Genomic DNA, 23,818 nt, shown 5'->3' with positions numbered 1-23,818 from the left:
TGCGATTCCGTAGAGCCGACCGATTTTCAGGATTTCCTCCTGCTTTTCGCTCGACTCTTTCCTCCAGCTTTTAATCTTATCTCAAGATTTTTCTCGTTTTTTAATCGATCATTTACTCTGATTAATTTCTTCCTAAATCCAGCGCTTACCTATGTTATCTACTGCTCTGACGGTAGATTGTTAGCTATTTAACGTGGGGAAGAAAAAGACGAGAGAAGGGCTGAGATGCCATGCTGGGCGTGGGATTGTGGAGATTGGAGAGGGAGCGGAATCTGCAAATCTTAGGCTTTACCTGTGTTTGTGGCAAGATATTATTCAGATTTCAATAAAGTTGTGATAGAAAAAGTTGGGTAAAAAATTGAGGAAATCACTCTTTTGTAGCAAGTGTTTATTCATACGGGCAACGGTGGAATGCGGGTTTGAGGGGTGCTTTTTAGCAGATGTATATTAAGTTTTAACATAAGGGTTTTGAGTGAGTGAATAGAGGAGTTGGGGACGAAATGGGGACGTGAGCTATTCACGTCCCTATTTGAGTCTGATCAAGGTGTTTTTGAAAAGTGTATTCGTCTCCACCGCCAGTATCAACCACTAAATTGTCGATTGTTAAAGAGCGACCGTTGTAACAAATCGTCATGGACGTTTGGAGTAAATCATGAGTGAGGATAACTTCGTAGTCCGATTGCTATTTTCTCTTGACCGGTATGATACACAACATTATTGTGTTTACACTTTAGTAGTTCTCTAGTTGCTTCGTTAGGATCTTGGATTACTCTTCATCTTCTTTATTTGTAAAAAGGTAATTAAAAACAACCGTTACTCACTTTTGAGTAGCGGTTGTTTTTTTGAAAAGATAGTAAACTTTACGCCGCTTTAAATCAAGCTAAGCCGCGACAGCGGGATAGTTTTCTTTTGGTTAAGGAAATTTAACACCGATATTTACACTACCTTCACACCAAGTTAATACAGCCATGTTGTCGCCAAGTTAAGCTTCAATTAACAAGTAAGCGATACTCAAGAAATTAAAAAGCTTTCAGAGCAGCCTACAGTTCATGAATCAGCGAATATATATAACAGCTATTTGGGTGCTTGGACAGAAGTTGGACATAGAGTGCTGCTTGTCGATTCGAGTATTGGAGATTACACCTATTTAATGGACGAGGTCAATATTCATTATACGGAGATGGGCAAGTTTTGCTCGATAGCTTCTCATGCCTGCATTAATCCAGGAAATCACCCGATGTGGCGAGTGACGCAGCATCACATTACTTATCGCAGCGGTTCTTATGAGATAGATACGGGCTCTGAGCAGGATGTGGTTCGTAAGCTAGAAGCGATTGCTTGGTGGGATTGGTCTAGAGAGGCAATTGCGGCTGGTATAGAGGATATGAAGAACATGGATTTATTTTTAGAAAAATACAGCTAATGAGTGGAGGTAATCAATTGCATACAATCCATAAGCCAGAGCTAGCGGTTTCTCCTTACTTAGCTATTGCAGATACGCTTCAAAAGGAAATTGATAATGGCCTTTATGTAATTGGTGGACCGTTGCCGTCGGAGGCGGATTTAAGTCGCCGCTTTAAAGTCAATCGGTATACGATTCGACATTCGTTAGATTTTATGAATAAAAAAGGGATTATCCGCTCACAGCAGGGCAAAGGACATTATGTCTGTGAGAAGCCGATGGATATCCAATATACGATTACTCAAGCCATGTGTTTTACGGATGTAATGATACAGCTGGGTTGCAAGCCAAGTGCCAAGGTTTTAAAAAGCGAGGTGAACCTTCCGCCTAAACGGATAGCGGAGTTATTGAAAATGGCACCTGACGAAAAGGGAATCCGACTTGAGATTCTACGTTACGCCGATGGAATCCCGCTTGCTTGGAATGAGACCTGGTTACCTGAGCGATACTTCCCTCATTTCCCAGATCAGTCCACTGCATTTACATCGCTTTATGCTTTGCTACGAGAGGATTATCAAGTGGAGCTTGCTCGGATCTGGTCTACATTTGAAGCTATCTACCCAAACTCAGCAGAAGCGACTCATTTGAAAATCTCACCCAGCACTACGCTGCTGCACATCGAAAGTGTGATGAGGGATCAGAACCAACGTCTAGTTGAATATACCTCAGCCAAATATCGTGGTGATCTTTGTCGTGTATCTATACAGTTTGAATAGCTAATTCTTACGATGCTGGCTTGCGAACGTAAGCCGAGTTAATCCGTTTTCTAAAGAAAACTCTAAGGAGGCCCCAATGAAAAAATCACGCTTAACGCATATTTTAGTCGAAGGTGATCCGAAATTATTAGAAAAGCTCGCATTGCAGGTTTTGCAGAACGACACCGTAACCATTGTAAGAGAGCCTGAAAAAAGTCTGGTGATGAACAAAGCGCGAGATTCTGTTTCAGGTAATCCATTTTATATGGGCGAAATACTGATTACAGAATGTACGGTTGCAGTGGGTTCGATTTATGGATTTGGAGCGATCATGGGTGAAGATCCGAATCGGGCTTATCAGCTAGCGATTATCGATTATGCCTATAATGCTAATCTGCCAGAGACATTGGAGTGGGAAAAGCTGCTAGTGGAAGAAGAATTACGAATCGACTACGAAAAACGTCTGGAGCACTCGCGGATTATGAAGTCCAAGGTTAATTTCGATACGATGGGAGAATATCATGCCAAATCCAAATCTTAAAGAACTAAGCTTTGATCGGGTACATGATACACAAGAGGTTTACCGTGTTATATTGCACGCCATGTCAAGACCTGGTTTGGTATGTGAGCTCGGAGACAGAGTCCGTGGAATCGATATTCCCGAAGGAACCTCCAAGCCTGCGGCTGCAATGGCACTTGCTTTGCTCGATGGAGAGGTTACATTCGCTGTCCATATGCAGGGTCATGATGGCTGGACGGAAACGATTCGCCGATTGACCTATTGCAAATTAGTTGATTATGTTCCTGCGGATTATGTATTCGTAGAGGGTACTGAAGATTTGAGCTTTATCAACCAAATCCAATCCCAATTAAAAATAGGGACACTATCTTCTCCAGAGAAATCAGCAACTGTTTTCATCCGAGTACAAGGCTTAAACGAATCTACCACTCAAGATCAAGGCTACTCACTAAAGCTAACAGGACCAGGAATCCAAACGGAAACCATCTGTACTATAAATGGCTTGTCCCTTATATGGATTGAGATTAGAGCTCGGTTGGTGGAGGAATACCCACTTGGAATCGATCTTATCCTCTATACAGAGCAGGGTGAATTAATTGCCATTCCGAGAACTACGCTTGTGAAAGGAGTGACTGGAGCATGGCATATGTAGCAGTGACTGGGGGTCAAGAAGCGATTCAGCAAGCAGAGCAACTTGTTAAATTTTATCGCTCTAAGGATTCAGACGCGGTTCTTAACATCGCGATGATTGAAAAACAGCTTCGCTTGCTAGTGGATCGGATTATGGGCGAAGGCGGGATGTATGCCCCTGAGTATGCGGCGATTGCACTTAAACAAGCGGAAGGCGATCCAGCGGAAGCGGCTTTCTTGGTTCGCGCTTATCGTTCTACGCTACCGCGTAATCACTATTCTTTAGTGTCTGAGCCAGCGAACATGCGAGTGATTCGACGGATTTCATCCTCCTTCCGCGATATGCCGGGCGGACAAGTCTTAGGCCCAACTAACGATTACACCCATCGCATGCTGAACTTCTCTTTAAAAAATGAAACCACTGAAGATCTCCAGGCTTTTGTAGAGGAATATTTAAGTGATTTGCCTTGGGATGAGAGCAGTATGAATTTCAAGAAAATTGCCGACCTGCTGAGAGAGCAAGCTTTAATGGCGAATGTTATAAACTCGAATGACGAGGAGCCCTACGATATTACACGCCAGAAGCTAACCTTTCCGTGCAGTAGATCTGCTAGATTACAGACCCTCTCTAGAGGCGAAACCGGGGCAATGACAGCTTTGGCTTACTCCTCGATGCGTGGTTATGGCGCAGTCCATCCTACCATCGGCGAGCTGCGAGTTGGCTACACACCGATTCATATCCCCCATCCGTTCGGCAACGATGAGGATGGAGAAGGCATCTATATTGGCGAGGCTTTAATGACGGAAGTCGAATCGATTAACTCCTTTACGCAAGACAAAGAATCAGGCAACGTACAATTCTTGCTGGGCTATGGGCTTACCTTTGGACAAAACGAGCTGAAGGCCATATCGATGTCAATTCTCGAGCGAAGCTTGGAAACCAATGGAACAGCACCTGCACAGAATGAAGAATTTGTATTAACTCATATCGATAGTGTCGAATCAGGCGGTTTTGTATCCCATTTGAAATTACCGCATTATGTGACATTCCAAACCTACTTGGATCAAATCCGTAAGACACAAGCACGGAAGAACAAGCCAGCTTCAGAGGAGGTTGCCGTTGATGAAAGTAATAGAACAGATGAAGTTCAACACAGCGGAGTATAACTTTGCTTTTTTGGATGAGGGCTCGAAGCGTGAGATACGTCGAAAAACACTAAAAGCTGTTGCAATCCCAGGCTATCAGGTACCTTTTGGCTCAAGAGAATTACCAATTGGCAGAGGCTGGGGAACAGGCGGCTTGCAGCTTACCTTATCCCTAATTGGAAAAACCGATATCGTTAAAGTCATTGATCAAGGCAGTGATGATAGTGTAAATGCGGTAAGTATTCGGCGATTGATTGAAGAAACCAGCCATATTGTCACAACGGAGGATACCACGCAGGCAACCATTATCCAATCGCGCCATCGGATTCCAGAGGATCGGATGCGTGCTAATCAAATCTTAGTGCTTCAAGTTCCAGAGCCAGAACCCTTGCGACATGTTGAGCCAAGCGAGGAAGTAACCAAAATTCAGCATGGCGAGATGGACTATAGCGGAATTTGGTTGACGCTTTATGAAAGCATCGTTAAATGGGGAGCGATAACGCAAGGTGCAGATTATCCTGTTATCGTGCATAACCGTTATGTAATGGCACCAAGTCCAATTCCACGATGGGATAATCCCAAGCTTCATCAAGCGGACCATTTAACCTTATTGGGTGCGGGTAGAGAGAAGAAGCTTTATGCAGTTCCCCCTTATACGAATGTAGTCTCCTTGCAGTTTGAGGATTATCCGTTTGAAGTCGAATCTTTTACTGGCTCAGCTTGTCGGATTTGTGGAAGTGAAACAACCTTCTTAGATGAAGTCATCGATAATGAGTCGGGTCAAATTATTTACCAATGCTCAGACACAGACTACTGCAATCGAAGCAGTGAGCAGCAAGAAGAGGAGACCTCCTAATGGCGATATCGAGTTTGAAAGAGGCAAGTATACCTGATGTAAACAATAGTAAAGAGGATCTACCGCTTCTAAGCGTTCGCAATCTAACTAAGAAATATGGTGAAGGCTGCACCTCCTGTCTGCTAGATTCTGCACTAGGCGGTCGCTGTCCAGAGTGCGGAACGGTCTGGGCTTGTCGCGATCTTAGCTTTGATCTTTATCCAGGAGAAATTCTAGGTGTAGTAGGGGAAAGCGGCTCAGGCAAAAGCACGATGGTCAAATGCCTTTATTATGATCAGGAAATTACGAGTGGGCATATGTCGATCTCGACCTTTAAGGATGGGGTTTCCAATTTGTTTGACGAATCAGCCCAGCAAAAAAGATACATTCGCAACCATCTGATGGGTATGGTTTATCAGAATCCTTACTTAGGACTGCGAATGGGCTTTTCCAGCTCAGGCAATATCGCTGAGAAGCTAATCGCAGCGGATCATTATCATGTCGGTAAGATTCGCAGTCGCGCATCGGAGCTGCTGGATAAAGTCGAAATCCCTTTGCAGCGCATGGATGAGCCGCCAAAGAATTTCAGTGGGGGTATGCAGCAAAGGGTGCAAATCTCGAAGGCTTTAGCGAATAATCCGCCATTACTGCTGTTAGATGAAGTCACAACGGGCTTGGATTTATCGGTCCAAGCCAAGGTACTGGATTTAATTCGCAGCATTCAACGGGAGTTAGGCGTAGCGATGATTGTGGTTTCCCATGATCTTGGCGTCATCCGAATGCTGTCGGATCGTACAATTGTATTAAGACAAGGACAAATTGTTGAGCATGGCCTAACGGATCAGATTCTCGAGGATCCACAGCATCCCTATACCCAGCTTCTGGTTCATTCCTTGTTATAAGTGAAAGTAGAAAGAAGGGATTCTCAATGCTAAAAGTAACCGGTCTATCAAAACTGTTTCAGCTGTCACTCAGTCATGATATGAAAGTAAATCCATTTCAAAATCTCAGCTTTGAGATTGCTAAAGGTCAGTTTATGGGGATAGCTGGACCGAGTGGGATTGGTAAATCCTCGATTCTTAAATGCATTTATCGTACGTACCTCCCAACCTCGGGAGAAATTATATATGACTCATCCTATTATGGTGCGATTGATTTGGCTCAGGCAACGGAACGCGAAATCTCGCATTTACGGAAAAATGAAATTAGCTATGTCTCGCAATTTCTCAAGGTTATTCCGCGAGTATCGGCTGTCGATATTGTCGCGGAGAAGCTGCTGCCCTCAGGAATTCCTATTGAAGCAGCAAGATGGCAAGCCGAGGAAATGCTGGAACGGCTGCGGATTCCACGTAAGCTGATCCATGCTTTTCCGGCTACCTTCAGTGGAGGCGAGCAGCAGCGTGTTAATCTGGCTCGCGCCTTTATCGTGCGACCGCGTTTACTCATACTGGATGAACCAACGGCATCCTTGGATAAAGAAACCAAGCAAAGTGTTTTGGAGCTTTTAGATGAAATGAAAGCCCAGGGTACAACGATGATAGGTGTGTTTCATGATTGGGACGTAATGGAACGGATAGCGGATCACATTCTTGATCTTCAAGCCTTTGTTTTGGAGCGAGTGTAGAGCATTAACTCGGAGAAGGGAGCATTGAGATGAACACTAGAGGTATGGGAGTTAGCTTACCGCCTAATGACACCATGGGCAATTTAGAAAAGCTGAAAAGCAAGCTGATTAAAATCGAAAGTCTTGGCTTAGAAGCTGTCGAATTGTCACTGCATGGCATGGATGTAATTCGTAATGGCGTGATTGATCAGCAGCGTTTGGAGGAGTATCGCAAGCTGCTTAGCAGCTTCAGCCTTAGCTACACAACACATGCTCCCTATGCCATCAACTTATTTCGTAAAGGCGATATTAGTATTGAGCGTGCTTCATTAATTGCCTCATTGGAGGTTAGCGGAGTACTCGGTGCGGAAACGATGGTTTATCATGTGGGCCGCTATATTGGAGAAGAAGAATTCTTATATCCTCATACTTGGCTTGATTATACCAAAGAGCATAAGCAAGAGCTGCTTATTGAGGAACAAAGCTTTATGCGGCAGCTTGGACAGCTTGGACAGCAATTAAATGTACGAATTGCCATGGAGAATATGCGTCCTTATCTTGATTGTCCTTATTATTGCTACGCTGTGATCCCGAGCTCCTTGGTAGATCAGGTTGAAGCGATTAATCATCCCTTTGTTGGAATTACACTGGATATTGGACATCTCTACTTATCACATAAAATGTATGGGCTCGATTTAATGGCTGAGCTTAGACGAATGGTCCCTCATGTTATCCATCTGCATGTACACGACAATTATGGCAAAGCCTGCTTTTCCGCTGAGAAAAATCAATATGAGCTAACACCGATTGGTCGTGGAGATATGCACATGCCGATTGGCGATGGTGAGATTCCGATGGGAGCTATTTTTAAAGAGCTGCCGACGGAATTCCCAGGTTATCTGATTCATGAGGTTAGAGATAAATATGAGGGTGAATGGCCTGAGCTGCGTCAGCGTTATCAAACAGCCATTCAATAAACACAAAAAGTGCATGTGAGGAGAGGGTAAGCTTGAGTTCAAATCGTTTGCAAATTTATAATGCTCAAATCGTTACTTTGACTGGAGTACAAGCAGGCTCGCTGATTATTGAAGACGGTGTAATAGTTGAAATTCTTGCAAACAGTTCCCGAGAAGCAGCTTTTATTGGGGAAACAATCGATGCAGAGGGCTGTTATGTGATCCCAGGTTTAGTGGATATGCACAGTGATGCTTTGGAAAAAGAAATCCAGCCTCGGCCCAATACATTTTTTCCGCTGCACATGTCGTTCTTTGAATTAGAGAAAAAGCTTGCAGGCTGTGGTGTGACGACGATTTATCATTCCTTATCGCTGGCTGATGGAGTTGGCGTTCGTGATGACGCAATGGTCGTGGATGTAATCGAGCATATTGTTAAGCTGCGCGAAGAGAGATCGATGATTCATCACCGTGTGCATTTACGCTATGAAGTAACGAATCTGATTGGCATGGGTACCGTGAAAAACCTGATTAATACCCAGAAAATCGACTTGCTGTCGCTTATGGATCATACCCCCGGACAAGGTCAGTTTACGGAGAAAGACACCTATGAGAATTATCTAGTTAAAACCTATGGTGTGCGCGATGAAGAGCTAAGATTAATGGTGGATACACTGAAAAGTAACTCCAAATTAATCGCTTGGGATCAGATTAAGGATATGGCTCAGCATGCAATACAGCGTAATATCGTTGTTGCTTCGCATGATGATGATACCATCGCCAAAGTGGACGAAATGATTGATTATGGTGTGACAATTAGTGAATTTCCAATTAATCTGATTGCTGCTCAGCATAGTCATGAGCACAATCTTTTGGTTGTTGTCGGGTCGCCTAACCTGGTAAGAGGTACCTCCCATAGCAATAACATGAGAGCCATCGACGCCATTAAAGCGGGTTACTCCGATGCCATCTGCTCTGATTATCTGCCATCCTCCATGCTTCCGGCCGTATTCATGCTGCATTTGAAAGAAAATATGCCGCTGCATCAAGCTATTGCTATGGTCACCGCCAATCCAGCAGCTAAGCTTGGCATCAGTGATCGTGTAGGCTCAATTGCAACAGGCAAAATGGCGGATCTCGTGTTCGTCAAGCTGCATAATGATTATCCACTCGTCCATCGCACGTTAGTCAATGGCGAAACGATCTATTATGCCAAGCCGTTTCATTCCCAAGCGGATAAAGCGATTAGCTATGCTTAAAGCAGATCTGCATTGTCACACCGATGTATCGGATAATTCCTACGGTATTGAAGAAGTAATCCAGCAGGCAAAGGCGGCTCAGCTGACACATCTTGCTATTACAGATCATGATACTACGGCAGGTATTGAAGAGGCATTATTATATGGCGAGCAATACCAGCTGCAAATTATCTCAGGAATTGAGATTTCTGCCTCGGATCCGCAACGTGATCGTCGAGCGCACATTCTGGGTTTATATATCGATCCGCATCATCCGGCGCTGGATGATGTATGCAAGGCAACCTTGCTTTCACGACATGAGGCTTCAAAACAGATGGTGGAAATCGTAGCTAAGATGGGCTACAGCATTAGCTGGGAGCTAGTCAGCAGCTATAGCAAGCAAGGAACTATCGTTTACAAACAGCACATTATGCATGCTTTGATGGATTTAGGCTACTGCGACGAGATCAACGGCGAACTGCAGAAGCAGCTGTTTTCACGGTCCGCGAAGGAAGCAGGTAAAGCATTAATTCCACTTGCTTATCCAAGTGCTGAGGCTGCGATTCGTGCGATTCGTTCCGCAGGAGGGGTAGCCGTGCTAGCCCATCCAGGTCAGTTGGGGAATTTTGAAGCTATTGAAGAATGGGTCAGCTTTGGACTGCAGGGTATAGAAGCTTATCATCCCAGTCATTCATCTGCGGATACCCAGCGATCACTTCAGCTTGCTGCTCAGTTTAATCTCGCGGTCACAGGTGGTTCTGATTATCATGGGCTTTATGGCAGTGCAGATTATCCTATTGGCAGTGTTTCTGTAAATTCTATCTCATCTTTAGAAAATCTATACATCAGGATAACAGTCCGATAACAATTGAACTTTATAGTTAGAATATCTTGAGCATAGTCATTATGCCAGGTGGGTTAACCATTTTATTCAGAGACGAGAGGAGCTTTACAATGAAAAAGGTAGGGATTCTGTTATTAGCTATTGCTTTATTCTCAGTATTCGCAGCATGCTCCAACTCGGCAAAAGAAAGTAAGACGATTACAATCGGTTGGTTGCCGAATGAATCAGGGGAAGACAGTAAAGCAGCTCGCGAAGAAATCGGTAAGCTGGTTGAAGCGGCAACAGGAAAAACAGTAGAGCATAAAACGACGACAGATTATATTATTGCCATTGAGTCTGTAGCTAATGGTAATGTAGACCTTGCTTACTTGGGCGCACAGGGGTATATAGAAGCTAAGAATAAGAATAAAAAAGTAGAGCCATTGGTAATCCCAAGTGGTAAATCAGGAACAGCGGAGGATGCCGTTTATTACAGCTGGTTGGCCGTTAAAAAAGGGAATGAAGCTCCTTACATGGATGGCGATAAATTTAAAATAGATAATATTGCCGGGAAGAAGTTTTCTTTTGTTTCCAACAGCTCGACTTCAGGCTTCAAAGTACCATCGGATAACATCGTCACTTATTTTAATAAAATCGATAAATATAAGGATTTAAAGATGGACGATTTACTTGAAGGCGGCAAGGATAAATTTTTCAGTGATGTGCTTTATGGTGGTTCACACCAAGGCTCAGCCGTTAATCTATTAGCGGATAAAGTCGATGCTGCTGCATTCTGTGACACCTGTGTAGCGAATTATGTAAGCTTAGAATCAGGGACTGAGAACCGTGTAGGCGCGGTTTACAAGGTAAAAGACGACGCAGCCGAACCTTTTGATACGGTTAAAGATGGAGAGTTTTCATTGGTTTCCGTCACACCCGTGCTTAATGCTCCATTCGTTGTGAATACAGATAAAGTCAGTGCTGAGACGATCAAGAAGATAGTTGAAGCCTTAACATCACCAGAAACAGCAGCAAACCCTAATATCTTTGTTACTAAGGAATCTGGTAAAAAAGGCATCTTCGCCAAAACAGATAAAGAAGCTTTTGTAGTCGTGGATGATGCGTTTTTTAATCCAGTTAGAGAATTGTCCAACTAATCAAACGGTTAACGAGCAACAATTAACAATTTCATTGTCCCTTTAACAGTCTAACAATACCGAAAATTGAATTAGAGGAGTTAGCTATGAAAACGTTATTAGATGTAAGACATTTATCCAAGGAATATGGTCAGGATACAATGGCGTTATCTGACGTTAACTTCTCTGTGCAGGAAGGAGAGTTCGTTTCCATTATTGGCCCCTCAGGGGCAGGGAAATCCACTCTTCTTCGTTGCATCAATCGGATGATTGATGCAAGCAGCGGAGAGATTAATTTTGATGGCGAGCAGGTTTTGGATTTGAAAAAAGCTGCACTACGTAAACTTAGAACGAAAATTGGGATGATTTTTCAGCATTATAATTTAGTGAACCGCTTGACGGTTATTGAGAATGTTTTGCATGGCAGATTGGGCTACAAATCAACTTTAATGGGATCGCTTGGCTGGTATACGACCGAAGAGAAACAACAAGCCCTGCAAATCCTCGAATTACTTGGGCTCACCAAGCATATTTACAAACGATGCGACCAGTTAAGTGGTGGGCAGAAGCAACGAGTTGGTATTGCCAGAGCACTGCTGCAGAATCCCAAGCTGTTATTATGTGATGAGCCGATTGCTTCCTTGGATCCGAATGCATCCAAAGTCATCATGGATCATCTGCGCAATATTTGTAAAGTTATGGGCATTACCGTACTAATTAATTTACATCAGGTTGATGTTGCATTAAGCTACTCTGACCGTATTATTGGGGTCAATAAAGGGACGGTTATCTTTGATGGATCACCACAGAAAATTTCCTCCGAAGAAATCTACAAGATTTACGGCTCTGAGGCTGGCGACCTCATCATGGATGTCGGAGGGCGACATGTCGGTTGACTTTTTTGCCAAGAAAAGATGGCAAGCCCTTGGAGTCTTCTGTATTATCCTTGCGCTGACAGTTATATTCATTGTGATAACGGAGTTTAGTATCCTCGATGGATTTGCTTCGTTTCCGAAAGCGATTAGCTGGGCAGTGACTAATTTCTATCCCAATGCCAAGTCCTTGGAAAAGCTCCCGAGCATTGTGGATAAGCTGATTGAAACAGTACTGATTTCGCTTGCTTCAACTACGGTTGCCTCGATCTTTGCTGGGTTTTTCGCGATTATGGGTGCTAACACTACGCGAGTGAATCGGCTTATTGCAGTCATCTGCAGAGGCTTTGGGACTCTTTTTAGAAATATTGATGTAGCTGCTTGGGCTTTGATCCTATTATTCTCCTTCGGACAAAGTGCGTTAACTGGCTGGCTGGCTTTATTCTTTGTTAGCTTTGGTTTCCTCACTCGTGTGTTTATCGAAACCATTGATGAATCAAGCACAGAATCAGTGGAGGCGCTGCGTGCTACAGGTGCAGGATATTTTACAATAATCTTCCAATCAGTCATTCCAGCCTGTATTCCGCAATTCATTAGCTGGATCTTATTTATGGTAGAAACGAATATTCGCAGCGCGACCTTAATTGGAATTCTCACAGGAACTGGCATTGGCTTCTCCTTCAATCTTTATTACAAAAGCTTGAATTATCATGCGGCAAGCCTGGTTGTAGTCGCACTTATTGTTGCCATTTTTACAATTGAAATGATCTCGAATTATATCAGAAGGGTGATCATCTAATGGATCTGCTTAAATCCATCCCAGCTAATTACTCTGGTGCTCCAATACCTGCAAAACCGTTCAATAAAGCCGCTTTTATGATTAGGGTCACCTTACTAGGTTTGGTGCTTTTATCGTTATATGGTTTTATTACATTTGACTATCGTGGTGTTAATACTATGGATGGACTCCTAGCTTCGTTCAAAAACCTCAAAACGATGTTTACCGAAGCGCATTTCAAACATTTTACCTTTGGTGAAGCGCTCTATGGCATTGTAGTAACCGTAGGATTGGCCTTTCTCACAACTCTGTTTGGTGGAATCATTGCTTTATTTCTTGGACTGTTCGCAGCCCGTAATCTCTCCAACAATAAGGTTTCGAATATAATTAAAAGCATTGCTGCTTTCATTAGGGCGGTTCCAACTGTGCTGTGGGTACTTATTTTCGCAGTTGCTGCGGGTCTTGGAAGTGTGGCTGCTGTGGTTGGCATGACCTTTCATTCGGTTAGCTACCTAATTAAAGCCTACTCTGAATCCTTTGAGGAATTGGATGAGGGTGTGATTGAAGCATTAAAAGGAAGCGGGGCTAATTGGTGGCAGATTGTTTTTCAGGCTGTGCTGCCCTCCGCATTGACCTCGATTCTATCCTGGACCTTTTTCCGCTTTGAAATAAACTTTGGTGTGGCTGTCGCAATGGGCGCTGCAGCTGGAGCTGGCGGAATTGGCTACGATATGTTTATGGCTAGCTCCTTCTACTTGGATCTCCGTGAAATCGGGATGATTACCTACTTCGTGCTTGCCTTTGCAATCCTTCTTGAGCTCTTCGCTACGAAATTGAAAGCTAAGCTGCATAATAAGGCTTAGTATCTGTGTGTCAGGACAATTGAAAAAAGCCATCCTTTAATGATACGCTCCCATCATAGTAGACGGTAGAAAAAACAAAAACTTCTACTACCACAATGATGGGAGTTTTTCTGCTGGCAAGAAATAATCCAAACACACCGATATTATGGGATAAAAATTCTTGATATGCTAGTTGTTTGTATATTCTATTCATTTATTAAGGATAAATGATAAAACAGACTCTTATCTAGTAACTTATCCCTATCTTTTTACAAAACACTCAAATAGAAAGACACTTCCGTTAACAATTGACTCATACAATGGATGAGATATTAATAACAAGGGAGTGATAGTCACTTGAAACAAAGAGGAAAAAAAATTATGTCATTACTGTTGGCATCCCAAATGCTTATTACCGGCGTATTTGCTGGGGGGATAGCCCAAGCGGCTGATACACTAATCGCAGGAACGCCCTATAATGCTGGAGGCTATGATGTTACTGCACCTCATATCATCATTAATCAAGTTTATGGCGGTGGGACAAAAACTGCTACAGACACTTATGCTAGCCATGGATTCATAGAGTTGTATAACCCGACGGATAACGATGTAAATCTATTAGGCTGGTCGCTTCATTATGCTTATGCGCCCAAAACTGGCATTTCTGATCCTTGGGTACAATTAAATCTCACAGGTACAATCAAAGCGCATTCATCCTATCTTATTATCGGTAAAGCAACTGGAGCAATCAGTCCGATTATTGACTTGACTACTAAATATGATCAGAAGTTAGTTGATGCAGGCGGTAACGATATTTTCATTAATAACAAAGGGTTAAAGGCTGTATTAGTCAATAGTACCAACACACTAACTGGTGTTGCTAATCCATTCCTCACTCCTATGGCCAATGGCTATGTGGATATGCTCGGAACGGCTGGAAATGATGATGGAAATCTGATTGACGGCTACGAGACAGAATTCCCTGTAGGAAGCGGTGGCAACTCTAAGAAGATTGGACTTCGTCGTGTAGATTTCAAAGACACCGATAACAATAAAATTGACTTTCAACCGGTTGACTATTCAGCCACATCGTTAAATGGAAAAGAGCCTCGCTACAGCGGAGACGGTGAGTGGGGCAATGAGCTTAGCATCACTACAACTTCACTTCCCGATGCGTATGTTGATTCAGCCTACTCCGTAACGGTAGCTGTGTATGCCGGTAAGTTACCTTATACTTTTGCTGCGACTGGACTGCCTGAAGGTCTAAATATCGACGATTCGAGCGGCACTATTACAGGAACTCCTACAACGGAAGGTTCTGCATCAGTGAATATCACTGTGACCGACAGTACCTACACTCCTGCTATCGCTAATACAACACTTGCACTTAACGTCCAGAAAGCTCAGATTGCTGACCAGCTGAACGTAGAGAAAATCAGTCAATATAATGTTGGGGAATCCAACGAAGATGGCGGCGTGGCGGAAATTGTCAAATATAACAAGGACAATGGCAAAATGTATGTCGTGAATGGCGCCGGTACTCCGCCTAGCGTGGATATTGTAGCCCTCACGAATAGCGCAACATTAACGAAGGAAAAATCTATTCTCGTTAAACAATTGTCCGAGGTAGATGGTTTTGTCTACGGCGACCTGACCAGTGTTGACATTAACACGGCGACGAAGCGCGTAGCCATAGCCATCCAAGAAGCTGACCATATGAAGAATGGTAAAATTCTTGTTCTTGATTATGAAGGAAATTTACTTAAAACGTACGAAACGGGTGTGCAGCCAGATATGGTCTTATTCACTTCTGACGGTAAATATTTACTGACAGCAGACGAAGCTGAACCACGTAACGGTACTGATGACCCTGAAGGCAGCGTGACGATCGTAGATACTACAACAGACGTCTCTACGAAAGTCAAATTCGATAATCAGGCAGTGATTGACGATAGCGTTCATATTCGTGGATCATCTGATCCAACAACTGGTTTAATTACAGGAAGCGGCACCAAGGAGGATGCCATCTTCGACTTAGAGCCGGAGTATATTGCACTTAACGATGACCAATCGAAAGCATATATTGCGCTGCAAGAAAATAACGCGATTGCCGTGGTGGACATTGCGAGCAAGAACGTTGATTCCGTCAAGGGTCTCGGTTACAAAGATTATAATGACCTTAATAATTCACTCGATTTAGTGAAGAATAGCACCATTAATCTAGAGAATGTCCCTTTCTTCGGAATGTATATGCCAGATGGTATCGCAAGCTATAACGTTAATGGAACGCAATACCTGTTCACAGCCAATGAAGGAGATGCCACAGAGTGGTCTTCTGACTCCGATGACCCTACCAGAACTAATGTAACGAAAATAGGAGACATCAAAGGTGGCTTAAACTCTAGCTCTGCCGCAGCAGCTTTTCTGAATGGAAAAACAGCTTACGACAAAGTCGAAGTCGTCAGCGACATGGGCAAAGACGGCATCTATTTGTACGGAGGACGTTCCTTCTCCATCTGGAATGCGAGCACAATGCAACAAGTCTTCGACAGTGGCAACGACTTCGAGACTATTACCTCGCAACGGTTGCCGAAATATTTCAACAGTAATCACAGCGAGGTAGCCTTGGATGGCAGAAGCTCCAAAAAAGGACCTGAGCCGGAATATGTTACGGTTGGTCAAGTTGGAAATAAAGCATTAGCCTTCGTAGGATTGGAGCGAATCGGGGGTATCATGACCTACGATGTAACAGATCCAAATCAACCTGTATTCGCTAATTATATTAACACTCGCGACTTCACCAAAGGAATAGATACGGATACCGGACCAGAGGGTCTGGAATTCATCCCGGCGACTAGCAGCCCAACTGGATTACCACTCTTGCTTGTAGCCAATGAAGTTAGCGGAACGATCTCTGTTCTGCAATTGAATGTGACGAAGGTAACGCTCGATAAATCTGCACTAGAGTTGCTACCAAATGGTGCTTCCGCTCAGCTTACGGCTACTGTAACACCAGATAGCGGCGGTGCCGCAACAGTATCCTGGACATCCTCAGATAAGGATATTGCAACTGTTGATGCAAATGGCGTTGTAACATCAGGTTCAGTAGAAGGCACAACAGTTATCACGGCACTTAGCGCAGATGGCTATGGTGTAGCAGAAGCAACTGTGACTGTCAGCAATTCATGGAGCCTGACAGTAATGCATACGAATGATACCCATGCTCACTTGGCTGATGTGGCTAGACGCGCAACACTGACTAAGCAAGTACGTAATGAAGTTGCCAACAGCCTTCTATTTGATGCAGGAGACGTATTCTCCGGAGACCTCTATTTCACCAAGTGGGCCGGTCAAGCCGATCTTGAATTTATGAATTATCTTGGTTACGACGCTATGACATTCGGAAATCATGAATTTGATTCTGGAACCAAGGTTTTGGCAGATTTCGTAAGCAAGGCGAAGTTCCCATTACTCACCTCCAACGTCGATTTCAGTAAGGATGTCAACATCAGTCCGCTGCTGAAAGCACCGAATACGATTGACGCAAGTAAGCCAAAAACACTTGATAATGCGGGAGTATATCCATACATCATTCTGGATGTGAATGGCCATAAGGTAGGTGTATTCGGTTTAACGACCGAGGATACTTTCGAAACCTCAAGCCCCGGCAAGAATGTTAAGTTCAATGATGCAACAACCTCTGCTAAAGCTACGGTGGCTGCGATCGAAGCCGAAAGCGTAAATGTCATCATCGCATTGTCCCACATAGGCTACAACCGGGACAAACAACTGGCAAAGGACGTTGAAGGCATCGACTTAATCGTCGGTGGTCATACTCATACGCAGCTTAATGCACCTGAAATCATAACAGATTCATATAATACACCGACAGTTATCGTACAAGCGAACGATTGGAGCAAATTCCTTGGTCGGGTTAATCTAAATTTTGATGCACAAGGTGTTGTCATAGCAGATCAGCTTACTGGAAATCTGATTCCTGTAACCAGTGCAGTTGAAGAGGATGCAATAGTTAAAGCTATGCTTGCTCCATACAACGCAGATCTTGAAGAACTTAAAAAACAAGTTATCGGTAATACAACTGTTGTACTAAACGGTGCACGGAATAATGTCCGTTCCAAAGAAACCAACCTAGGAAATTTCATTGCAGACGGTATGCTATATAAGGCGAAGATTCTCAAGAACGCCGATATAGCTCTTATCAACGGTGGCGGTATCCGTGGACCCATTGATCCGGGACCAATCACGATGGGTGAACTCCGAACTGTAATGCCTTTTGGGAATACCTTGTATCTGCTTGATGTAACAGGTCAAGAGCTTATTGCCGGACTGGAAAATGGGATTAGCGGCGCTAAGCTGACTGACCTTCCCGGTAAATTCCCACAAGTAGCAGGCATGCGCTTCAAGTGGGATCCAAGTCAAGTAACAGGAAGTAAGGTTTACGATGTTGAAATAAAAACCGATTCGGGCTTCACACCGCTTAATCTGAAGAGCACATATCGTATGGCTACCAACAGCTTCGTCGCTCTTGGCGGAGATGGCTATACGTCCTTCGCTAAGGCGATTGAGAACGGAGCTTATCATGAGGATCTTGGTTATCCAGATTATGAAATCTTCATGGAATACCTTACATCACTCGGAGGTACGATCGCACCAGTTGTTGATGGTCGTATTACCGAAAGTGCGAAGCCAACTAAACCTAATGGGGACAGCACTCCACCAACGAATCCTAATCAAACATCACCGAATACTGTTCAAATACCAACACCTTCTGTAAAGCCACCAGCAGTAGAAATCGGCATTCTCTCTGGAGATTCACTGCAGATAACTCGAGGAACAAATGCGGCTGGTGATATTGTAAATCAAGTCACGGTTAAAGCAGCAGATCTACAAGCTGCTCTAACGAAAGTTCTATCTGTAGCTGGAACAGATAAGAATGTAGAATTAACAATCAATGTGCAGAATCTGAACGGTGCAACGGAAGTTACCCTGCCGGCAGTAGCATTAATTAGTGGCAAGGCTAACCAAGTAATCATCCGAATTGAAACAGGAGATGCCAGCTACTCACTGCCATTGCAAGTCCTTAATCTCTCTACCATCGACTCATTGAGTAATGTTAGTGTTCGTATATCCATTGCCCCTGTAAGTGATGCAACACTTGAAGCTCTGCAGAGCAAGGCGAAATCCTTCGGTGCGCAATTAGCAAGCAATACGGCGCTAGAATTCGAAGTATTCCTTGTTACAGGTACTCAAGAGCAAGCAGTGAGCAACTTTGGTAGTACCTATGTATCGCGGACCATCTATATGCCTGCCGCAACAAATGTAACAAATGCAACGGCAGTTATGGTAGATCCAATTACCGGCGAGCTCATTTTCATACCGAATGTAATAACCACCTCGAATGGTAAGCCGTCGATTGTGGTGAAACGTCCAGGGAATAGTGTCTACACCGTGATTCAGTACAAGAAGAATTTCGCGGATCTGAATGGGCACTGGGCGAAGAATGATATTGAAGCAATGGCGTCTAAGCTGATCGTCAAAGGTGTTAACGATAATCAATTTGCACCAAGCACTGCTATTACAAGAGCAGAATTCACTGCCCTTCTCGTTCGCAGCATGGGTCTTACAACCAGTAATGGCTTGAGTTCATTCAAGGATGTCAGGACTGATGCGTGGTATGCTGGAACGGTTGAGACGGCAACACAATTCGGCCTTGTTAACGGAAATGGGCCAGGAACGTTTGCACCGAACGCAACCATTACCAGAGCAGAAATGGCGGTTATGATTGCCCGTGCAATGGAGATCGTGGATGCAGCAAACGTATCGAACACCACTACTTCACTGAACAAATTCTCAGATAAGGCATCGATCCCGCAATGGGCAACTACCCAAGCGGCGCTACTTGTGGACAAAGGCATCATGCAGGGTAATGACAAGGGTGCTTTCGCCCCTTCAAACAAATCAACTCGCGCTGAAGCCGCAGTAATCCTACAACGGACATTGAAGAATCTTAATTTCTCAAATTAATCTACTCTTCCAAGCGGTAAAGTAGAAACAGCTATGCCGTCCTACGGACTGGAAACTTTAAGTTGATAGATCAACAAACAGCAGGTCTAGGATAATCTGATATGCTCCCATCATAGTAGACAGTAGAAAAAAACAAAACTTCTACTACTACAATGATGGGAGTTTTTCTAATGTCTAAAAGAAGTCCTACTTCTTTAGAAGTGAAATTACACGCCGTTCAGCGGTGTCATGGGCGTAAGTCAAATTATTGTTATACAACATATGGATTTGGTTTGAATGACAGACTCATTCTTTAAAATAGGGCGTAATCCCTCTTGAATATAGGTTCTCCACTAACTTGAAAAATTCTTCTGACGATAAATCCTTTTGACGTTGGAGCCAAAGACGAAATAAAGAAAGGGAAGTTGTCAGGTAAAACTCAATTAAGTATGGCGTTAAGGAATGGTTTTGCGGAACGTTTATTTCTAATTGATCCAAAGTGATTTCTTTTTTTAAGCGTTTTAAAAAACGGGCACTTCCGTAATCACCCAAAAGGGCATTAAGAACCAGGAGATGTTCTCTTTTGTCCAGACAATAGAGCGTATCTTGAACCGTATGCATCGATAGCTCTTTATTCGTCAATTCTTTTTTCATGTCATTCAATAAGTCATTTTCAACAAAGTCTAACAATTCGTAAATGTCAGCAAAGTATTGATAAAAGGTGCTGCGGTTATATCCTGACTTATTCGCAATTTCCTGAACCGAAATTTTCTCAATCGGCTTTTGGCTATATAACACACAAAAAACTTCTACAAAATTTTGTCTTGTTTTCTCCGTTATTTGGGGTTGCTTTTTCATGTTTCCCTCCTACTAGCGAATAAGAATATCATCCGACAAATCATAAAAAACTGATGGTTGATCAAGGAATGATAAAGATTTACAATCACATCATACAACAAGTTGTCGGATGATCAAACGGAAATGTTAAATAAGTAGGGGTGATTTAAATGTCAGCAAAACAAGATAGAATTTTAATTTTTGGTGCAGGTGTTATTGGGAGCATGTACGCAATTAAGCTTATTGAAGCAGGGTTTGATGTTAGCCTGTTTGCACATTGTAATAGATTTAACTCATTAAGAGAAAATGGCCTGCAATATATAGAAAAAGGTACAGTTAGATCGATACAAGTGAATGTCATTGATACGCTCGAAAAAGACGATGTATACGATTTTATTTTCGTTACTGTTCGTTATGATCGGTCCGAATCAGCATTGTTAGCGCTAAGAGATAATCAAAGCAAAAATATAGTTACGATGACTAGTAATTCAATTGGATTTTCTTCGTGGCTGAATATCGTAGGGGATAGACTTTTACCCGCTTTTCCCGGCTTCGGCGGACAGATTAAAGATGGAGTATTGCATGCTCGATTTCTACCAAAGTTTATAGCGGCAACTGCATTTGGAGAAATTAATGGTGTATTGACAGAACGCATAGAAAACCTCGCAAGATTATTTAAAACAGCAAAGCTTCCCTACGTTATTAAAAAGGATATGCAAGCGTATCTAATCACACATTCCGTATCAGACATTGCCATGTTGAGCGTTTTGTATTCTGAGAATAAGATAATTGACAAAAAAACAGCCAGAACCAGAAAGACGGCACGCAGAATAACAGTCACTTTAAAAGCGTATCTAAGGGCAATACAAAAAGCTGGCGTTTCAATTGATCCACCAATGCTTAAAATGGTGCTTAAATTTCCAAACTTATTTTTGGATCTATTCTTTATGACATGGCTACGTACTAAAATGGTTAGGGATATGATGTTGCCGGATTATGCGAATAATGCTAACAATGAGATTGTGCAGCTGAGTAATGATTTACTGAAATTTTTAAGTCAAAATGATATCAAATCGGAAACACATGTTCAGTAATTTTTTTATTAAAATATTATGGTGATTTTTAATTTATTTTCATTAAATCCTTCAAATGGGCATTAATCTGAATATGAAAATCGAAATATACAGATGTAAACGTTATGGTCAAATCGTACATTGTGCTTAGATACTATACGGAGAAATCTATCACAAGTGATGGTAAAGCAAAAGATAGAATTAAAAGTAGATGCCTGTGTGGCAATATTTTCGGATAAGGGTTCAATCTCCTCGCCTTCACTATAGTACACCAGTCCGCTTGAGGGCTGGTGTGTTTTTTAGTGCGCCCACCATGGGCGCTATCTATAGGGTGTGAGTCCCGAATGGTGAAGGCAGTAGTAGCCATAGCTTAAGGCAAGTTGCTTCGTCAGGATCTTGAATCGCTCGTACTCAAGCAACTTCATCAACGAACTGAATGTTATCTTCAGAAATCTAAGGATGCTAGTATGTCCTTAGATTGAATTACTTGGAGTGCGGGATATGACCCCCTTGTCTTGGGGAGCATCGGAAGGGTAAGAATAAATTAGAAATCACTTTTGACTTTACAGTCTTGCTAGGGAAGAAAATGAATGCTCATAGAACCAATATAATTATTCACTAGATAAGTGAAATAACGTACAGCAAATAGAAATTGAATTATGATTGAATGGATGTATATATATTATATAAATGGAAAGGAAGTGAATGGATATGATGAGAAGAATAAGATTAAGAAATAGTCTCGATCAAGATTTATCCCATGCAGAATAGTGATAATGTAATCTGGTTCTGTATGGGATGAACAAGGCATTACATTATCTACTGATTCTGCACTTTATTTAGAAGCAAATGCTAAATAAGGAGTAGATAATTATGAAATATATAAATGCAGCAGAAGTGCTACCGGAAAAGTTATTAGTAGAAATCCAAAACTATATAAAAGGTGAAATGATTTATATTCCTAATAACGGTCTGCAGAAGAACTGGGGAGAAAAAAGCGGCTCCAGAAAATATTATGCAAAGCGTAATAATAATATAAAAGAACAATATAAAATGGGAGAGTCCATTGATAAACTATCAGATGTTTATGGGTTAGAGAGTAGTCAATGATGAAATGAAAGTAAGGTAAAGATGGGGGGCAATTATGAAGTATACCTTTAGATATTTTACGGAAGAGGATTTTTATAAGGTGGAAGAACTCGTTTTGAAAGCATATCAGTGGGAAGTGCCGTCTTATGGACTAAGTCGCCATGAATTTTCAAAAGGATTCCATCCGAGTTTTGTTGATTGTGGAAACTGCTGGAGGCATACAGTGGGCATTTTCGAGAATAATGGTGAAATAGCTTCTGGTGTTATTAGTGAGGGGAATTATGAAGGAGATGCCTTCTTTATATTTGACTCACAGGACAGAGCACTAGATAGAGAACTGCTTGATCAAATGTTTGCTCATGCAGAAACTCATTTGTCAGCCATAAATAATGAATCGAAAGAAATGACTTTGTATTTGCGAATTCCTAAATGGAATAAGGCAATGACGGATATTGCGTTAAATCGTGGGTATATAAAGGAGGAATGGACAGAGAAAGTACATATACTGCCTTTTCGAGAGGAACCCTTTGAAGTGGAAATTCCTGAAGGATATAAGATCGTAGATGGTAGAACTACGCCTGACTTTTTCCTTTCTAATGTACATATGTTTGCTTTCCTTAACGGGAAACCGTTGGCTGAGATGGGAGAACAAGGCTTTCATGAATTAAGACAAATGAAGCATTATAATCCGGAGTTGGATTTATGTATGCTCAATCCTGATGGGAAGCCAGTTGGTATGTCCATCATTTGGTATGATGAAAAAATGCCATATGCAGAGTTAGAACCTTTAGGAGTTGCATGGTGGGAACGAAGAAAAGGTATTGCATCTGCGCTAATACATGAAGCAGCAAATAGGGTGAGAAAGTTGGGGAATTGTAATGGTATGACAGGTGGAAGCCAGCAATTTTATTATGACTTAGGATTTGAACTTAAAGGTGAGGACTACATTTACAAATGGAGTAAGAGAATCAAACAGTCATGGGAATAGGAAAACACCTAGATCCATCATTCCCAGCCCTATTTTATTATCAAAATATTATATTGCTATGTTAAGCACTCGGAGTTTATGGTGAATCATGTGGAATGCGGGTTCGCGGGGTGTGAAGTAGTAGTGAGTTTATTATTTCTGGACATAGAAGGAATGAAAGAGGACATTACATATGACTAATATGTAATGTCCTTTATTTTTTTATTTTATCGATACCTGTTGTGTAAGTTGTATCTGCATGAAGTTTTCGAATGAAAATACGTTCTATTTTTCT

Annotated in this window: 20 protein-coding genes; 19 read left to right on the top strand and 1 reads right to left on the bottom strand. The window is 42.4% G+C overall.

Translation table 11 applies throughout. The features are described from left to right. Positions 1-1,078 precede the first annotated feature (1,078 nt). From AC1TO8_RS18090 to AC1TO8_RS18015, 16 genes are all read left to right on the top strand, one after another. Complete coding sequence (locus AC1TO8_RS18090; RefSeq protein ID WP_482057026.1) at positions 1,079-1,423, top strand: LbetaH domain-containing protein; 345 nt, start codon at positions 1,079-1,081, stop codon at positions 1,421-1,423. A 17-nt stretch (positions 1,424-1,440) separates the two neighbouring features. Beyond that, complete coding sequence (locus tag AC1TO8_RS18085; RefSeq protein WP_482057025.1) at positions 1,441-2,178, top strand: GntR family transcriptional regulator; 738 nt, start codon at positions 1,441-1,443, stop codon at positions 2,176-2,178. Positions 2,179-2,254: 76 nt separating this feature from the next. Then, entirely contained in the window at positions 2,255-2,698 is a 444-nt protein-coding gene (phnG, locus tag AC1TO8_RS18080; RefSeq protein ID WP_482057024.1) for a phosphonate C-P lyase system protein PhnG, read from the top strand. After that, positions 2,679-3,329 carry a phosphonate C-P lyase system protein PhnH gene (gene phnH / locus AC1TO8_RS18075; protein WP_482057023.1) on the top strand — a complete coding sequence of 217 codons (651 nt, stop codon included), beginning with the start codon at positions 2,679-2,681 and terminating at the stop codon, positions 3,327-3,329. The genes phnG and phnH overlap by 20 nt, the downstream gene beginning before the upstream one ends. After that, complete coding sequence (locus AC1TO8_RS18070) at positions 3,317-4,474, top strand: carbon-phosphorus lyase complex subunit PhnI (protein WP_482057022.1); 1,158 nt, start codon at positions 3,317-3,319, stop codon at positions 4,472-4,474. The genes phnH and AC1TO8_RS18070 overlap by 13 nt, the downstream gene beginning before the upstream one ends. Then, positions 4,431-5,309: an alpha-D-ribose 1-methylphosphonate 5-phosphate C-P-lyase PhnJ gene (locus AC1TO8_RS18065; RefSeq protein WP_482057021.1), complete on the top strand. Its 879-nt coding sequence runs from the start codon at positions 4,431-4,433 to the stop codon at positions 5,307-5,309. The genes AC1TO8_RS18070 and AC1TO8_RS18065 overlap by 44 nt, the downstream gene beginning before the upstream one ends. Beyond that, complete coding sequence (locus tag AC1TO8_RS18060) at positions 5,309-6,190, top strand: ATP-binding cassette domain-containing protein (protein ID WP_482057020.1); 882 nt, start codon at positions 5,309-5,311, stop codon at positions 6,188-6,190. The genes AC1TO8_RS18065 and AC1TO8_RS18060 overlap by 1 nt, the downstream gene beginning before the upstream one ends. 26 nt (positions 6,191-6,216) lie before the next feature. Continuing rightward, on the top strand, positions 6,217-6,912 hold the full coding sequence (gene phnL / locus AC1TO8_RS18055; RefSeq protein ID WP_482057019.1) for a phosphonate C-P lyase system protein PhnL: 696 nt from the start codon (positions 6,217-6,219) through the stop codon (positions 6,910-6,912). 29 nt (positions 6,913-6,941) lie between these two features. Then, entirely contained in the window at positions 6,942-7,868 is a 927-nt protein-coding gene (locus AC1TO8_RS18050; RefSeq protein WP_482057018.1) for a sugar phosphate isomerase/epimerase family protein, read from the top strand. A gap of 32 nt (positions 7,869-7,900) precedes the next feature. Beyond that, positions 7,901-9,103, top strand: a complete 1,203-nt coding sequence (locus AC1TO8_RS18045; protein WP_482057017.1) for an alpha-D-ribose 1-methylphosphonate 5-triphosphate diphosphatase — start codon at positions 7,901-7,903, stop codon at positions 9,101-9,103. Next, entirely contained in the window at positions 9,096-9,947 is an 852-nt protein-coding gene (locus tag AC1TO8_RS18040) for a PHP domain-containing protein (RefSeq protein ID WP_482057016.1), read from the top strand. Before AC1TO8_RS18045 ends, AC1TO8_RS18040 begins: the two co-directional genes overlap by 8 nt. Positions 9,948-10,036: 89 nt before the next feature. After that, positions 10,037-11,062, top strand: a complete 1,026-nt coding sequence (locus AC1TO8_RS18035; RefSeq protein ID WP_482057015.1) for a PhnD/SsuA/transferrin family substrate-binding protein — start codon at positions 10,037-10,039, stop codon at positions 11,060-11,062. 86 nt (positions 11,063-11,148) lie between these two features. Further along, positions 11,149-11,937 (top strand): phosphonate ABC transporter ATP-binding protein, encoded by a 789-nt coding sequence (gene phnC, locus AC1TO8_RS18030; RefSeq protein WP_482057014.1) that lies wholly within the window; start codon positions 11,149-11,151, stop codon positions 11,935-11,937. Beyond that, entirely contained in the window at positions 11,927-12,712 is a 786-nt protein-coding gene (locus AC1TO8_RS18025; RefSeq protein WP_482057013.1) for a PhnE/PtxC family ABC transporter permease, read from the top strand. The genes phnC and AC1TO8_RS18025 overlap by 11 nt, the downstream gene beginning before the upstream one ends. Continuing rightward, on the top strand, positions 12,712-13,554 hold the full coding sequence (locus AC1TO8_RS18020) for a PhnE/PtxC family ABC transporter permease (protein WP_482057012.1): 843 nt from the start codon (positions 12,712-12,714) through the stop codon (positions 13,552-13,554). Before AC1TO8_RS18025 ends, AC1TO8_RS18020 begins: the two co-directional genes overlap by 1 nt. A gap of 360 nt (positions 13,555-13,914) precedes the next feature. Next, positions 13,915-19,578 carry a choice-of-anchor I family protein gene (locus AC1TO8_RS18015; RefSeq protein ID WP_482057011.1) on the top strand — a complete coding sequence of 1,888 codons (5,664 nt, stop codon included), beginning with the start codon at positions 13,915-13,917 and terminating at the stop codon, positions 19,576-19,578. Positions 19,579-19,863: 285 nt separating this feature from the next. Here AC1TO8_RS18015 and AC1TO8_RS18010 read toward each other — a convergent pair whose 3' ends face one another. Continuing rightward, the gene (locus AC1TO8_RS18010; RefSeq protein ID WP_482057010.1) at positions 19,864-20,415 is read right to left on the bottom strand and encodes a TetR/AcrR family transcriptional regulator; all 552 of its coding nucleotides are present in this window, start codon (positions 20,413-20,415) and stop codon (positions 19,864-19,866) included. A gap of 149 nt (positions 20,416-20,564) precedes the next feature. On the opposite strand from AC1TO8_RS18010, the gene AC1TO8_RS18005 reads away from it, so the two are divergent. From AC1TO8_RS18005 to AC1TO8_RS17995, 3 genes are all read left to right on the top strand, one after another. Continuing rightward, positions 20,565-21,488 (top strand): ketopantoate reductase family protein, encoded by a 924-nt coding sequence (locus AC1TO8_RS18005; RefSeq protein WP_482057009.1) that lies wholly within the window; start codon positions 20,565-20,567, stop codon positions 21,486-21,488. Positions 21,489-22,340: 852 nt separating this feature from the next. Continuing rightward, the gene (locus AC1TO8_RS18000; RefSeq protein WP_482057008.1) at positions 22,341-22,577 is read left to right on the top strand and encodes a CD3324 family protein; all 237 of its coding nucleotides are present in this window, start codon (positions 22,341-22,343) and stop codon (positions 22,575-22,577) included. 34 nt (positions 22,578-22,611) lie between these two features. Then, positions 22,612-23,544, top strand: coding sequence for a GNAT family N-acetyltransferase (locus tag AC1TO8_RS17995; protein WP_482057007.1), 933 nt, complete (start codon positions 22,612-22,614; stop codon positions 23,542-23,544). Positions 23,545-23,818: the final 274 nt, after the last annotated feature.

The organism is Paenibacillus sp. Y859 (genome assembly GCF_056786405.1).
This window is presented reverse-complemented; position numbering and strand designations above follow the sequence as displayed.